10 protein-coding genes and 2 tRNA genes are annotated in these 14,335 nt (G+C 44.4%); 6 read left to right on the top strand and 6 right to left on the bottom strand.

What is annotated here, in order from left to right; translation table 11 throughout:
* Positions 1-58 precede the first annotated feature (58 nt).
* The gene (locus FKX85_RS17400; protein ID WP_141615941.1) at positions 59-637 is read right to left on the bottom strand and encodes a DJ-1/PfpI family protein; all 579 of its coding nucleotides are present in this window, start codon (positions 635-637) and stop codon (positions 59-61) included.
* Positions 638-884: 247 nt separating this feature from the next.
* Here FKX85_RS17400 and FKX85_RS17395 point away from each other — a divergent pair, with 247 nt between their 5' ends.
* The 5 genes from FKX85_RS17395 (at position 885) to FKX85_RS17375 (ending at position 5,211) form a co-directional block, all read left to right on the top strand.
* Positions 885-2,345 carry a sulfatase gene (locus FKX85_RS17395; RefSeq protein WP_141615940.1) on the top strand — a complete coding sequence of 487 codons (1,461 nt, stop codon included), beginning with the start codon at positions 885-887 and terminating at the stop codon, positions 2,343-2,345.
* Between the two features lie 115 nt (positions 2,346-2,460).
* Positions 2,461-4,008, top strand: a complete 1,548-nt coding sequence (locus tag FKX85_RS17390) for a sulfatase family protein (protein WP_141615939.1) — start codon at positions 2,461-2,463, stop codon at positions 4,006-4,008.
* A 251-nt stretch (positions 4,009-4,259) separates the two neighbouring features.
* A complete protein-coding gene (locus FKX85_RS17385) occupies positions 4,260-4,877 on the top strand; it encodes a DUF4230 domain-containing protein (RefSeq protein WP_141615938.1) in 618 nt (205 codons plus the stop codon).
* 162 nt (positions 4,878-5,039) lie between these two features.
* Positions 5,040-5,114: transfer RNA gene (locus FKX85_RS17380), tRNA-Glu, on the top strand.
* Between the two features lie 25 nt (positions 5,115-5,139).
* A tRNA-Glu gene (locus tag FKX85_RS17375) sits at positions 5,140-5,211 on the top strand.
* 692 nt (positions 5,212-5,903) lie between these two features.
* Here the strand turns inward: FKX85_RS17375 and FKX85_RS17370 are convergent.
* The 4 genes from FKX85_RS17370 to FKX85_RS17355 form a co-directional block, all read right to left on the bottom strand.
* A complete protein-coding gene (locus tag FKX85_RS17370; protein ID WP_141615937.1) occupies positions 5,904-7,370 on the bottom strand; it encodes a hypothetical protein in 1,467 nt (488 codons plus the stop codon).
* Positions 7,371-7,382: 12 nt separating this feature from the next.
* Positions 7,383-10,271: a TonB-dependent receptor gene (locus tag FKX85_RS17365; protein WP_141615936.1), complete on the bottom strand. Its 2,889-nt coding sequence runs from the start codon at positions 10,269-10,271 to the stop codon at positions 7,383-7,385.
* A 214-nt stretch (positions 10,272-10,485) separates the two neighbouring features.
* Complete coding sequence (gene gldC / locus FKX85_RS17360) at positions 10,486-10,827, bottom strand: gliding motility protein GldC (RefSeq protein ID WP_141615935.1); 342 nt, start codon at positions 10,825-10,827, stop codon at positions 10,486-10,488.
* Positions 10,828-10,984: 157 nt separating this feature from the next.
* Positions 10,985-12,166, bottom strand: coding sequence for an IS4 family transposase (locus FKX85_RS17355; protein ID WP_141613049.1), 1,182 nt, complete (start codon positions 12,164-12,166; stop codon positions 10,985-10,987).
* 98 nt (positions 12,167-12,264) lie between these two features.
* On the opposite strand from FKX85_RS17355, the gene FKX85_RS17350 reads away from it, so the two are divergent.
* Positions 12,265-12,732, top strand: a complete 468-nt coding sequence (locus FKX85_RS17350; protein ID WP_141615934.1) for a DUF2147 domain-containing protein — start codon at positions 12,265-12,267, stop codon at positions 12,730-12,732.
* Here FKX85_RS17350 and FKX85_RS17345 read toward each other — a convergent pair.
* Positions 12,719-13,576: a hypothetical protein gene (locus FKX85_RS17345; RefSeq protein ID WP_141615933.1), complete on the bottom strand. Its 858-nt coding sequence runs from the start codon at positions 13,574-13,576 to the stop codon at positions 12,719-12,721. The two genes, FKX85_RS17350 and FKX85_RS17345, sit on opposite strands and share 14 nt — an antisense overlap.
* Positions 13,577-14,335: the final 759 nt, after the last annotated feature.

Raw genomic sequence — 14,335 nt, 5'->3', positions numbered from 1 at the left:
AAAACCTTGGGAAAAAACTTAGTAGTCCCAAGGTTTTATCGAATGGCTGACATTTTCATCAATGGCTAATTGACATGCCCAGTAACTTATAGAACTCCGCCAAAATTGCCGGGTGACCAGGCCAAGCAGGAGAAGTGACCAAGTTGCCGTCCACAATGGCTTGGTCGGCAGGAATATTTTTCCATGTACCACCGACCAGCTCGATATCGGGACCCACTGCCACATAAGCGGTAAGTGTCCTGCCTTCCAACACGCGCGCTACGGTCAGGATTTGGATACCATGGCAGATAGCGGCCACCGGCTTGTCAGCGTCAAAGAAGTGCTTTACGATATCCAGTATTTTTTGCTCTAGCCTAAGGTACTCAGGTGCCCTTCCTCCAGGGACGTACAATCCATCGTAATCATCTAAATTTATGGCATCGATGTCTGCATTAATTGCAAATTGATGCCCAGTCAATTCCTTGTAGGTTTGGTCTCCTACAAAATCGTGGATAGCAGTGGGGATGGTGTCTCCGTTTTTACGGCCAGGAGCTACTACGTCCACCTCCAGTCCTACAGAAAGCATTGCCTGAAAAGGTACCATGATTTCATAATCTTCCACATAGTCCCCAGCGATCATTAAAATTTTTTTTGCCATAACTTTAAAAGTGTTTTTTAGCGTTGATGATCTGTTTTTTTGAGAATTTAGGGATTATTCAGATCATTAAAAAGTAAGTGGCGTTAAGAAAGGTTTACTTAAAATTGCCGGAAGAAGTTTTAAAAAAAAATAGATATACTATCTGTATGTTACTGTAAAAATATATAAAAGTCACAATTTATTTTGTTAGATTTGTTTTAGGCATTTGCCTTAATTTTGGATTAAAGCATTGGGGAAAAGAATAAATATGATATTGAAACGATTGTTTTGCTTGGTATTTTTGATCATTGGTGGTAAGGCTGTGGCCCAACAAGGGGAAAAGCCTAACGTATTGTTTATCATAGCCGATGACCTGACGGCCAATGCCGTGTCCTGTTACGGCAATCCTTTGAAAATCACCCCGAATATAGACCAGCTGGCAGCGGAAGGGACACGCTATGAGCGAGCATATTGTCAATTTCCCGTTTGTGGTCCTTCACGGGCATCTTTCATGTCTGGATATTATCCTCATGCCACAGAAACTTTTGGCTATACCAGTGGCAGGGAAAATATAGGCCCCGACAAGGTCACTTGGTCACAGCTTTTTAAAAATAATGGTTACTACACCGCTCGGGTGAGTAAAATTTATCACATGGGTGTCCCCGGAGATATCGAAAAGGGATCAAATGGTGCTGACGACGCTGCCTCCTGGCAAGAGCGATTCAACAGCCCGGGGCCAGAGTGGAAGGCAGAAGGAGCGGCAGAACTGGTGCAAAACAATCCCTACAATAAACTGGAGCGAAAGGGGGGCAATGTCATGACCATCGTTAAGGCATCCGGAGACGATTTGGTACATGCTGATGGGAAAACCGCCGAAAAGGCTTCCGAATTGCTCCGGGTACATAAAGAAGGTCCTTTCTTTTTGGCGGTAGGCTTTGTCCGTCCACATGTCCCTTTTGTGGCGCCAAAGAACTATTTTAAAGCATATCCCTATAGAGAAATGATCTTGCCGCCAAAGGTAGTTGGAGATTGGGACGACATACCCGACAATGGTATCAACTACGTCACCACGGTCAATGCCGAGATGTCAGAAGACCAAGAGAAAAAAGCCATCTCCGGCTATTATGCCTCGGTGGCCTATATGGATGCCCAAGTAGGAAAAGTACTAAAAACCCTCAAAGAAGAGGGCTTGGAAGACAATACGATTGTGATATTTACCTCTGATCATGGATTTCACTTGGGTGAACATGAGTTTTGGATGAAAGTGAGTCTTCACGAAGAGTCGGCCAGGGTACCATTGATCATCAAAGTTCCTGGGAAAGCACCTGCGGTGTGTCGTTCCTTTGCGGAATTAATCGATCTGTACCCGACGGTGGCTGAATTGGCCGGATTGGAATTGCCCGGTGCAATCCAGGGAAAAAGCTTGGCCAAGACCTTAGATGATCCTAGTTACAAAGTGAGGGATATGGCGTTTTCGGTATCTCAGTTCAGGGGTAAGCACATGTTTTTGTTGAGAAATGATAACTGGGCTTTTATCCAATACGAGGAAGATGGAGCAGGTGGTTTAGAGCTGTTTGATATGGCCAATGATCCCCGGCAGTTTAACAACTTGGCGGCCAATCCGCAATATGCTGATCAAGTGAAGATGTTTCAGGAGCGGCTAAAGGAGAAGTTGGCAGAGGTAAGGGATAATGATCTGGGGAAGGGCTATGGAATTAGTGGGAAGTAAATGGTAGGAAGTAAACTGTATTCAGTGGACCTTCCAAACTTGGCAGGTAGCTTTGAGGTGCTGTTTCTGCGATAAAATAGTCCCAAAATAACACAGTAACCAAATAACAAATAATATGCATAAACTTATACTATGGGGAGCAATGGCATTAGTGATGGTTTCCTGTACCAAGCCAAAAGAGCAAAAGCCACCAAATATTGTGATCATTGTTTCGGATGACCACACACGCCAAGCGGTCAGTGCATACGGAAGTACTATTGCCCAAACTCCAAATATTGACCGTATTGCGGACGAAGGGGTCTTGCTTACTAATGCTTATGTGACCAATTCGATATGTGGCCCTAGTCGTGCGGTGTTGTTGACAGGAAAGTACAGCCACAAGAACGGTTTTAGAAGGAATTCTGACAGCAAATTTGAAAGTGATCAGGATCAGTTTGTGAAGCATTTGCAAGCCGCAGGCTATCAAACCGCCTGGATAGGTAAATACCATCTGGGGAAAGATCCGCAGGGTTTTGATCATTACGAGATCCTTCCTGGACAGGGATATTATTATAATCCTGATTTTATTGTAAAGGATAGTGGTCGGGTAAATAGAACGGGGTATGTCAGTGATTTGGTGGAAGATGCTGCCGAAAACTGGTTGGATCGGCGTGAGGATGATAAGCCGTTTTGCCTGGTCATAGGCCATAAGGCAACCCACCGTACCTGGATGCCAGATTTACAGGATTTGGACAAATACGACGAAGTCACTTTTCCATTGCCGGATAATTTCTATGATGATTATGAGGGACGCCAGGCAGCCATGGAGCAGGATATGACCGTGGACAAAACCATGATCCTAGGGTATGACCTTAAAATGTATGCTGAGGATACCAAAGATGGTAACGTCAGCCGTCTGACCCCGGAACAAAGAGCGAAATTTGATGCCCATTATAAACCGATCCATCGAGAACTGGATTCGCTCAATCTCTCGGGTAAGGATCTGGTGGAGTGGAAATACCAGCAGTATATGCGTGATTACCTGGCTACAGCCGAATCCATGGACCGCAATATCGGCCGTACGCTGGATTACTTAGAGGCACATGGACTGGATGAAAATACTATCGTGATCTATACTTCTGACCAAGGGTTCTACTTGGGTGAGCATGGTTGGTTTGACAAGCGCTTTATGTACGAAGAATCGTTTAGTACACCTATGATGATGAAGTATCCCGGTGTGATCCAGCCGGGAACCAAATCAGATGCGATGGTGATGAATTTGGACATTGCTCCGACGATGCTGGATGCCGCGAATGTGGAGATCCCCGAGGGTATTCAGGGTGAATCCATGCTTCCTGTGCTGACCGGTGAGGAAAAACAAGGGAGGGAAGTGCTGTACTATCATTATTATGAAGTGGGAGAGCATAATGTATCGCCTCATTTCGGGATAAAAACCGATCGGTATAAGCTCATCCGTTTTTATAATCAAGTGGTATCCTGGGAGCTTTTCGACCTGGAGGAAGATCCAAAAGAGATGCATAATGTGTATGGTGAAGAGCACTACCAAAAAGTACAAGAAGAGATGAAAGTCAAGTTGCTGGAAGCCATCAAAAAGTATGAAGATACCGAGGCAGAGGAGCTTTTTCATGAAGACATCAGTTCGACAGAGATTAAGAGGAAGTAAGGGCTGATGGATAGGTGAACCCTTTCCGATTTTATATGGCTCACCAACTTCTCCGGGCAGCGGTTGGTGAGTTTTTTCGGTTAATAATTGCATTATTGATATAGCTCCGCACTTAATGATTAGAAGATTACTTTATAAATGTGCGATCGATGTCGTACACGATGATTGGTCCCTATTCACCTTTGCAGGATGTTATACAAATAAAAGAAAATGGGTATCTTTCCCTTAAATAAACAACAAGGAAATCAACTATGCGGAAGTTTTTGTTTGGAGTTTTGATCGGACTGTTGGCGATAGGTGCTTATCGTTGGATTGCAGGGGGCATAGAGCAAAAAAACACCCTTGAAGAAAGCTCAAGCTTGATCCAGCAGGAGGTGGAGAATGTCAGCAAACTAATCGTGACGGAGGGCCATTTTTCACAGGTGTATAATTATAAGCAGTCCGAGGGGATGTTTGGCAATCTCTGGATTACCCAAAAGAAGGCTTTGGTGGTGGTCAATGCCGACGTGCAGATAGCCTATGACCTTTCGAAAGTGAAATTTGATATTGATGAAGCCAATCAAACCCTCTACATCAAGGAAATTCCAGCGCCTGAAATAAAAGTCTTTCCTGATTTTAAATACTACGATGCAGAAGGAGATTATTTGAACCCCTTTGATGCAGATGATATCAACACCATCAAGTCTCGTGTAAACGCCTCCATTCGCAGGAAGGTGGATGGATCTGATCTAAAAGAAAATGCCAATCGACGGCTGATCGCTGAGCTTGCACGCTTTTACGTCCTCACGAACTCGTTGGGGTGGAAGCTTGTATATGAAGATAAGGAGGTGCTTAGTGAAGGTGATTTTCAGCTGAAGGAGTTACATTGACAAAAGATTTTTAGATAGGGAAGAGGCTAGTTTAATTTTTTTAACTAATACACAGGGGGTTGGGGCTAAGGGTAGAATATTTTTTTGTTGGGTTTTGTATTGTAAAATTAACCCTCTATATTTGCATCACCTTACAGAAAGGCAAGGAAATAAAAACAAAATGGTCCGTTCGTCTAGGGGTTAGGACGCATCCCTTTCACGGATGAAACACGGGTTCGATTCCCGTACGGACTACCATTTTAGACTTGCCTTTTTGCTTTATGGTCCGTTCGTCTAGGGGTTAGGACGCATCCCTTTCACGGATGAAACACGGGTTCGATTCCCGTACGGACTACTGACAAAGTGATGTTTTCATCATTTCTGATTGCTTATAGCATGATGAATTTTTGTTTTATGGTTGTTAGTGGTTAAAGTGAATGGAAAAGCCTCGTTACTATGTTACGAGGCTTTTTTTTGTGTCAGGCATGGTTATGGATCAAGCCGAAAAGTTTCCATTCATTTGGTATGTCGCCACGAAGTCGCCAAGACACGAAGTGTTTTGTAGGCGGATTCCAAATTTCATGGGAAACAAACAGCTTTGGGTCTTAGAATCTTTGTGGCAAAAAAACAAAAAAGAAATCCTTTTAAAATAAAGGGATTCATGCCCTCAACTTTTTCGCTTGCCTCCTTTTTAGCACATTTTGAGGACCAAGCAATATTTCTGGAAGATGAGAGATTTCCAGGTGGTTTTGGTAAGCATATTTCTCTTTGATTTAGCAATAGTAATGTGTAGATTATGAAATCAGTATAAATCCGTCATTGCGAATGCAGAGCAACGGAGTGAAGCAATCTCGTTTTCTTAATACGGGATTGCCACGTTCCCGATAGCTCGGGACAGGCTATACTTCCTCGCATGACGGTATTTTAAATTGCGTTTATTATAAAAAATCAGCGTAAATCTTATTAATCTGCATCATCTGCGTGCTATCGAAACCAACCCTAATCCCCCCAGCTTTTTTGCTTGATCCCCCATATGCTTTAGTCCGCTTACCTTGGAAGGTCATTTCCTATATAGGCATTGGGATTTACTTTTAGGATATTGGCTCCCCATTTGGTATTAATGGCGTCGATGACCAAGTTGGTCAGAAAGGCGTGTGCTCGGCCGTTTGGATGGACACCATCTACCGAAAATCCACCGTTGGGAGGGATGATGCTGGCATTTAGCGTAACTCCCCCGGCATTGATATTGCCGGCAGCTACCTGATCGATGAATGCGGCTGCATCCACTAAAATCAAACGTTCGGGATGTGCATTTACAGCGGCTGTGATCAGCTCATTGAAGGTGGTGATTTTTCCATTTATCTCCGTTTGTTCGTCGGGAATCAGTACAAATTCGTCTTCCACCGCGAAGGTAACCCCCCTTTGGCCATTTGGGTTTTCATTGGAGGGTGATCCCAGCGCTTGGGACAGGGGCAGGGTAGTTTTGTCCTCTGCCGTACTTTGACGGATAGAGGGTAATCCGAGCATGCTAAGGTCGGTCAGGCTTTCGTCTTCCATGACAAAGGCATTGGCCCCCGCAGAAAAGGCGATAGTTCTGTACTGCCGCTCTTCCTCCGTGATCAGACCACCCAGCACTGCTTGCTGCAGTCCACCATTGTAAAGGGCATATCCTTGGTTTACCTGATCTGCTTCTGTTTGTGTCAGAGGAATGGCATTATAGGGGACAAGGTTAAAATACGGTAAATTATCAAAAGAAGGAATGTTCATGACCACACCATTGGCCGAAGTGTTGGCTTGGAGCATGGTGCCCAGTGCTGCCGTGAATCTTGTCTGGAAGTCCTCATCAGTAGTAAGAATGTCCGGATTGGAAGCACCGCTTATGGCATATCCCAAGACATCGTTTGCTCCTAGCCAAAAGCTAAAGAAAGTACCTCCATTGGCCAAAGCTGCCGCAGCGTCACCGATAACGGTGGATTGGCCAGGATTGCTGGCAAATCGAGCATAAAGTGGAGAATATGCAGGATTTTGGGTGCTCGCAGGGCCACCGGCCAATGGGGTAAGTGCTTGCCCAAGGGTGATGCTTGGCACCCCGAAATTATTCAAGGTACTCTTGTCACCGGTATAGGGGGCGGGAAGATCTCCCGGACCAATTGGCGCCGGAGCTGTGGCTCCGGTGGTAGAATTGGTCGTCAAAATAAGCCGTCCCAAAGGCCCATTGGGACCCATGGTGAAAAATCCATTTTCAGAATCGATATCCGGTACATTAAAGTCCCCGCCTCCGGTAGCTTTCAGCTGTCCGGCCAAAATCACCGCAAAGGAATTCTGCTGTGCCCTATCATATAATGCTCCGTCCATCAGACCAGCGGTAAGGGAATTCCCTACAGCAATGTATTTGGAAAAATCAGCATTGCCGGCATCCGGCTCATCCACCGGTGATTCGGGGAACTCATATTGACATGCTCCCAGCAAAAGTCCTGCAAGTAAGATATAGGTCGATTGATTTAGCAATTTCATGGCCATTTGGGTTTAGTTTAGGAGTTCGTCAAAGGTGATGCTTACATAGTAGATTGCGCCAATGGTCGGGCCACCATAATTGAGGAAATAACGCTTGTTGAAGACGTTGGATCCGCCCAGTTTGATGATGGACTTCCAGTCTTTTACTTTGTAGCTTACCTGTGCATCCAGTGTGCCTACCTGGGGTACATTGCCAGCGGCAAAGGATGATTCCCAACGAAAGGCGGTTTGGTAGCGGTAGGTGACATTGAACCCTAATTTTTCAGTGAGCTTCCTGTTGGAAAACATCAGGTTAAATTTATGTTCAGGAGTATTGAAATCAGAAAGAAACCCCTCTTCAATATCCGTCAGTAGTTTGTTGTAATTATAGTTGCCACTGAAGGTGTAGTTTTTGGGGAGGTTATACGTGATTCCAATGGCAGCACCATTGGCTTTGACGCTGCTGCTGACCAAGTTGGTGTAGGTTTGAAAGGTGTTTTCTTGACCTGGGGTGGTTACGGGAGTCAGCAGGGCGGGCGCGTTCACAGCATTGATGGCCGCCTGGTCGCTGTTTGCGGGGGTGGGATAAACTGGCCCCGGTGCTTTTCTGACGGCCGTTTGTGTGATGAAATCATTGTAGATATTATAGTAATATGCAAAATCAATCAAGAGCCTATTGTCTGCCAGTAATCCTTTATAACCTATCTCGAAGGATTTGACCTGCTCAGGTTTGAGTGCAGGAAGGTCATCGACAGGAACAAGTTCTCCTGTTGCTTCAGGATCTACTGGACTAAGTCCTTCACCTACTTTGGCTATATAGTTGTTTACGGAAGCAAGGGAAAAGGCGTTTTCGAAGATTTGATATTTTTCCCTATAGTAGGGCAATCCTCCCAGGAGTCTTGCCGATACCACGTTAAGATCGATGTGCTGTCCTTGTGTGGTGGGCATCCTGAACCCTGTTTGGTAAGAAAACCGGATGTTGCTGTTTCCTTGTGAAAATACGGCGGCAAAACGAGGGTTTACCTGGCCTTTGAAGTTTTCATTCTTGTCATACCGAACGGAAGCCATTAGTTTTAATTTGTCATCCAAGACTTTTTTTGCCCCTTGGGCAAATGCGCCGTATTCCGAAATGGTGATGTCATTGCCTGCTACATCGGCGAAGATGGTGCCGTTTGAGCGCAATTCATAGAGACGGTAACTTGCTCCTGCCTGGAGGTCCATAAAATCAATTTCATTTTTGAAATTATACTGTCCCTCGGCCATGTACATCCTGGAGCGGTCATTGAAAAGGGAACCTTCCGGAATGAAGTCCGACTTAATCTGTTCGGAGGTATTGTTAAATTCTGCAGATCCGGGCATCATTCGGCCTTGATCGGCCACATTACGTGCTGCTTGGTGGGCGGCAGCTTGCTGCTCTGTCGTGCCCTGTGTGCCAGGAGCTACACCTTGCTGGGCCAGAGCGCCCATGTAAGCAAGGGTATATTCACCAAACCAAGAGGAATTGTTTTTCCAGGTGTCGTTAATGCGCACTCCCGTAAGGTCGGCGATAAATGAACCACCTGAGTTTTCACGGGTGGTGTATCCCCGGACAAAAAAATTGTCACCAGTCAATTCCAGCTTATGCTGTGAGATTTCAAAATCAGATAATGAATAGCGCTGGGCTCCTGTGTAAACAGAGGTTCCTGACCCGTAATTTAAGGTATAGGAAAGCTCCAGTAAGTCATTGATCCTGTAGTGGAGGGCACCGTTAAATTTATATGCTGCGGCACCATAATCTACCAAGTAAGGTTCTTCATAGCCCGTTCTGGAAACGATTTGGTCGGGAATGCTGGGCAAGTAACCATCAATACCGAGGTTGGCTGCTTGCTGCTGAATGGTACCGACATTACGGAGTAAACCGATATTATTGGCCACTTCATCACCAAAAATATGCACTCGATTGGCTCCAGGGTTAAAAGGCAAGTCACCCTGGCTTCTGGCGTTAAGGTCGCTCATGTCCGTACCATACCAATCTTCGGCACGCATAATGGAAGCATTGAGCTTAAAAGCCCATTTGTTATTGAAGGCTTTGGCATAACGGATGGCTCCCTCGTACATTGGCTGGGCGCTTTGGGGTTCTCCTTCACGCCCATTGATGTGATTTATTCCTTGTTTGTAATAAGCGCTGAGGCCCTGGTAATCAAACGGGTTTTTGCTGTTTACCAGCAAGATGCCGTTGAAGGCGTTGGGGCCATAGAGTGCAGAAGATGCGCCTGGTATAAATTCCACGGTTTCGACATCCAGTTCGGAAGGGCCGTTCAGGTTACTGATAGGGAAGTTTAGCGCGGGTGCCTGTGTATCCATTCCGTCGATAAGCTGCACAAAACGGGTATTACCGGTGGAGTTAAAACCGCGTGCATTGAGGATTTGGAAATTGATGGAGGAAGAAGTGACGTCCACGCCCTTGAGGTTTGCGATGGCTTTATAATAACTGTCACTGGCTGTTTCCTTGATGCTGAGGATGTCCATTTGCTCGATGGAAACGGGAGAAGTGAGGATGCTTTCTTCCACTCTGGAAGCAGAGACCACCACTTCTTGTCCTAGAAGGGTTTGTTCCTCCAATGTGATGTCCAGGTCGGTTTTGACGGGAGAGGTGATCTGGATTTCCTTAGTCATAAAGCCGACCATAGAAACCACCAAGGTGAGGGGAGGAGCTTGTTGAACGGTGAGGGAGAAGTTACCGTCCAAATCCGTCACGGTGCCGACTACTTTTCCTTTGACCAGTATGTTTACGCCGATAAGGCTTTCTTGTGTGAGCGCGTCTTTGACAGTTCCGGTGATCGAGGTCGTTTCCTGGGCCAGTACCATGCCGCCTCCAATTTGGAAGAGTGCAAAAAATAAAAGCACTTGCAAAGATATCCATTTAGATAATGCTTTCTTCATGTTATTATCGGGTTTGTTTCGCTAATTGCTTTTAGCCAATTAGAAGTCTAATCGTCTAGTTAATATAAGGTAAAAATTTAATTATTGTGGGTATATATGGGATAATTTTAGGGGTGAAGGAAGATGTTGTTTTGAATAAAACAAGAAAAGGCAGTCAGAATATGATTCTGCTGCCTTTAAATGTGTATGAGAAAGGGATGGCCTTATGGGAAAATTACTTCGCTTTATTGTTTTCCTCATTGACATGATTTACCAAGCGATCACAAAGGTCCTTGATCTCTTCGGACATGTATTCATCGCCGGTACTATTGAGAATGGTCTGTCCCATTCCTCCCAAAATATCGATATAAAACCGCTTCATTTCCACTACAGACATATCATCTGTCCAGAGATCAATCCTCAAGGTGTTGTGGTTGAGATTGTCCCAAACATTAAGGCTGATGCTTTTGGTTTCTTCTGCTCCTTCGCTTTCTTTGTCGGTAGCGTCCCAAGTGATGGTTTTTGGAAGATTCTTTTCGTCTAAGTTAATGGTGAATTTTATCTCGGAATTTTTCATTTGCTCATTCGATTTTAAAGTGCAAAACTACAAAACAATGTTTGGAGTTCCTTTTAAAAGAGGAACAAAACTAAATTTATATATTTGTTGTCAATGCTGTCCTAAATAATTTTTGATTTACCCTTTAGTCTGTATTTGAAAGCAAATTGGGGACATATTAAGGAGTTTGAGCAAACAGATCCCCCTGTACTATTTTCAGGGGTGGTTTTTCGGGTTCCGTAAATGGGCTATCAAGCCATTTTTGCAGTTCGATTTTCACGAATATATTGAGCCGGATAAAGGCCACCAGATTGGACAGGTGCCAGCCGAATTTAGCTGTTGCCTTCATGACTTTGATCAGCAGGATGGTGATCAAAGCCGTCCATATCTGGATCATTACTGCATTTTTAGAGGTTCCGATAAAGGTTTTGATATGCAATAGCTGCTTGATGTCCCGAAAAAACACCTCAATCTCCCATCTTGATTTGTAGAGGTCCCCAATGGTCTGGGCCGCCCAGGCAAAGTTGTTGGTGATCAGTTCAATGGTCTGCCGGTTTTCCTCATCCCACACGGCCACTCTTCTGAGCCTTCCCTTATACTTGGTTTTGGATTGTGGGTTGGTCAGTTCGATTTCTTCGTCTTTGAGCACATGTTGGGCGGTTGTTTCGGGCAGCTCCCGTTCTTCGAGGGTGCTGAAGGCAAGGTTTCCCTTGTGCCTGATCACGAAGAACACCCCTTTGCTGTCCCAGACGTTGAGCATGGGGAAGTCATTGTAATACCGGTCGGCGACGATCACCGAGCCCTTTTCCAAGGGAATGTCGTAAGCTCCTTTATTATCCCCGACACTCCCCTCGGTAATGTTCACGTAAACAGGGAGTTTCCCGTCATATTCCAGCAGGGTGTGCATCTTTACAGCTCCCTTTTTGGTACGGAAAGTAGCCCAGTCAAACACCGAAAGACAAAGGCTGATCACCGTGGCATCGAGCAGGTAAACGGGGACCTTGATCCTGAGTTTGGACCTCTTGACAGCTGCCTGCTGTCCTAAACTTCCCAGTAGGGAATAGTAAAGGTCCCTGAACAGGTCCGAATCCCTTCGTTTGTTCTGATAGCTGATACTTGATTTGGAGGGGGCTTTGGCAATACCAAGATGGTTAAGGTTCCCGGTAGCAGACCGGAGTCCGTTGGAAATGTCCCTTACCGAGGTGCTCTTGGCAAAATGGCAGAACAACATCGAGACAAGATGCGTCCAGCTGTCAAATCCCTTGCAGCCCTTATCGGTTTGCTTTTCCTTGACCAATTTCTTGAAAATTGATCGGTCTATCTTTTTAATAATCTGTGAAAACAATGTAATATTACACATGAGAGGTTCGTGTTTTTTGGTGCAAACCCAAAATAACTTTTTTGGGCAAAAAATAGAACCTCTCATTTTTTATTTAGGACGCTATTGATTTGTTGTCTATGAAAGGACTTTGCAAAGTACTGGTATTTGGTTTTTTAACCCAGTTTATAGTGATTAGGGTCGCCTTTGCCCAAGGGGATAAAATCGTGGGAGAATGGTTTACTACTGATCAAAGAGCCAAAGTGAAGATCACCAAAGTAAAAGCAGGTTATGCTGGAGAAATCATTTGGCTAAAGTCCGTACAAGAGGGGGCTTCTACTCCCCTGGATGTTGAAAATGAAGATCCTGCACTAAGGGATCGGCCTATTTTGGGGATCAATATTATCGAGGGGCTGCAGTATGGTGATGGAGAGTGGGATGAAGGAAATCTGTACGATCCGGAAAGTGGCAAGACGTATCACTGTCTTGCGAGGTTTAAGGAGGATGAGGATCATTTGGAGGTCAGGGGATACTTGGGCCTGCCCACTTTTGGCAGGTCGGTGTTTTGGGTGAGGGTCCATTCGGAAGGGAAGACTAATGGGCAGTAGGAGTGATGGTCGCCTTTTGTAGATTTACTTGATAGCTTTTCAAGTGATTTTTCTCATTATGATAGGTATATTCCCATACGTGCTCCTTGAGCTGCTTTGGTTCTTTGGGTAGGTGATGGTGGGTACAGCTTTCGATAAGATAATTTTTAAAATTGGACAGAGAGTGGTCTTCCTTTAATTCAAGATACAGCAATCCGGTTTCCTCGGCCGCACCACACATTCCCATGACATTATAGCTGGAAGGGTATCGGAAGGATAGGATGAATCTTTTATCATGCTGGGCCATTAATTGGAAGTTCCAGTTTCTGGGAGCAATATTGGTGAGGTCAAATGCTTCATTTTTTCCAAGTAGTAATAATTGAGAGGTTCGTTTGATATTAAAATCACTATTGTAGAGTGTCATGCCCATCGATTTATTGGTATTTGACCAGACAGAGGCCGAATCAGTAAGAACAAATTTTTCTACGTATCCTTCGAGATTCTTATAGTGTTTCATGTCTTCCAAGTGGTTTGTTTTCATAGTGGTGAAATCAAGCATTTCATATGCTTTTGCGGTGTCACTAAAATTATACAAAGTAAGTTGATTATATTCACGTAAGCCCACCAGTGGGATTTTTGTTTTGATATGGTCATAATAGTACCAGCCACTCACTGAATAAGCGGCTGCATGGTAATTGGAAAATGAGTGGAAGGTCAGGTAAATGGTGATATCATATTGATCGTCTATTCTGCCATGGAGAAGCTTGTCTTCCAGATGTATGATTTGAAGTTTAGGATAAGATTGTTGCGCAATTAGTTGCCCAATGGCCAAGAAGAAAAGTAAAGAAATAATTCCCTTTTTCATTATAAGAGTCTTTAAAGTAAATGGTTCAATATGATTTACTGTATATGCTGAATTTATATATGTTAGTACAGATTGAGCATTTATATTGTTTTCTTGTTTTTTTGGAAACGTGAAAAGAAGCATTTTCATGTAATAAGTTTGCAAACTATTTGTCCTTTTTTATTGATAAAAAAGAACGAAAAAATCAAGACATAGCAATGCTTCAATCCACAAACCAGCCGCCGCCCCGCTGCTATGTCGGCCGCCCCGCTTTCAGTAGTAATGAATAACCGCATCGTCAAAATTGTTATTTGAATATTGTATTAAGGGTCAAGCCAATTAGGAAAAATTATTTGGAACTTAACAATAGGTCTTCATGAATGCTACGCATTTCCATTGATGAACAGGACGGAAAATCTTGGCCGTGGAGCACTCTTCAAATTGTGCGAATTTTCCTTTCACATTGTGATTCTTTTAGCTCAATTTGATTTTGTGCCAGTTGCCATGGGCTGAAAATGAGTAGACCTTGCTCGTCCACTTCGCAAGCTAACTCATTTTCTTATGCCCCCATCAACTGTCCCAATCCCGGTCGACCGGGGCCAAAGGCCAATAAAGGACTTCTTGTGAACATTCACTTTTCCGGTGGTACGTGCAAAGTTATGGATAGTCATATAACAGATTCTTAAAGTATAAAATCTAACTGAGTTTCTCAATATTGGTGAGGGATAATGGCTTTCGTAATGCTAACATAATCTCACAGCCTGCTCCGATCACTATCGG

This window comes from Echinicola soli, assembly GCF_006575665.1.
Taxonomy (GTDB): Bacteria; Bacteroidota; Bacteroidia; order Cytophagales; family Cyclobacteriaceae; genus Echinicola; species Echinicola soli.
Note: the sequence above shows the minus strand (reverse complement) of the source record. Positions and strands in the feature narration are given on the sequence as shown.

Bases quoted from the DNA above. Each gene is read 5' to 3' on its own strand.
- FKX85_RS17350 (WP_141615934.1), top strand. From the start codon at position 12,265: ATGAAAGGACTTTGCAAAGTACTGGTATTTGGTTTTTTAACCCAGTTT.
- FKX85_RS17385 (WP_141615938.1), top strand. From the start codon at position 4,260: ATGCGGAAGTTTTTGTTTGGAGTTTTGATCGGACTGTTGGCGATAGGT.
- FKX85_RS17390 (WP_141615939.1), top strand. From the start codon at position 2,461: ATGCATAAACTTATACTATGGGGAGCAATGGCATTAGTGATGGTTTCC.
- FKX85_RS17370 (WP_141615937.1), bottom strand. From the start codon at position 7,370: ATGAAATTGCTAAATCAATCGACCTATATCTTACTTGCAGGACTTTTG.
- FKX85_RS17400 (WP_141615941.1), bottom strand. From the start codon at position 637: ATGGCAAAAAAAATTTTAATGATCGCTGGGGACTATGTGGAAGATTAT.
- FKX85_RS17355 (WP_141613049.1), bottom strand. From the start codon at position 12,166: ATGTGTAATATTACATTGTTTTCACAGATTATTAAAAAGATAGACCGA.
- gldC (WP_141615935.1), bottom strand. From the start codon at position 10,827: ATGAAAAATTCCGAGATAAAATTCACCATTAACTTAGACGAAAAGAAT.
- FKX85_RS17395 (WP_141615940.1), top strand. From the start codon at position 885: ATGATATTGAAACGATTGTTTTGCTTGGTATTTTTGATCATTGGTGGT.
- FKX85_RS17365 (WP_141615936.1), bottom strand. From the start codon at position 10,271: ATGAAGAAAGCATTATCTAAATGGATATCTTTGCAAGTGCTTTTATTT.
- FKX85_RS17345 (WP_141615933.1), bottom strand. From the start codon at position 13,576: ATGAAAAAGGGAATTATTTCTTTACTTTTCTTCTTGGCCATTGGGCAA.